Source organism: Pedococcus sp. P1_H8, assembly GCF_056405175.1.
Window position 1 is genome coordinate 1 of record NZ_JBFUCP010000208.1, and the last position, 467, is coordinate 467.

At 70.5% G+C, this 467-nt stretch carries 1 protein-coding gene; it reads right to left on the minus strand.

The annotated features are described in order from the left end of the window. Positions 1-451, minus strand: a 451-nt coding sequence (locus AC1DYG_RS19620; RefSeq protein ID WP_477641526.1) for an AMP-binding protein, incomplete at its 3' end; no start/stop codon positions are given. Between the last annotated feature and the right edge of the window lie 16 nt (positions 452-467).

The window sequence follows — 467 nt, forward strand, 5'->3', positions numbered from 1 at the left end:
GCACCACCGCCGCATCGGTCTCGGCCGCCTCGCGGCGGGTGACCTGCATCGCCGCCTCGGTCGGACCGTAGAGGTTGTGCACCGCAGCACCGGTGACCCGCCCGAACTCCGCCGCAACAACGGCCGGCAACGGCTCGCCACCGGCGAACACCCGCAGCAACGCCGGGGTCCCCGACTCCGGCAACGCCGCCAACACCATCGGCAGCATCGACGGCACGAACTGCACCGTCGTCACCGACTGCTCCACCATCACCCGCGCCAGATACTGCGGGTCACGATGACCGTCCGCGGTCGCCAGCACCAACCGGGCACCGGCCTGCAGCGGCCAGAAGAACTCCCACACCGACGCATCGAACGTCGCCGGCGTCTTCTGCAGCACCGAATCCCGCTCGCCGAGCCCGTACTCGGCCTGCATCGACACCAACTGGTTCACCGCCGCCGCATGCGTCACCGYGACRCCCTTGGGC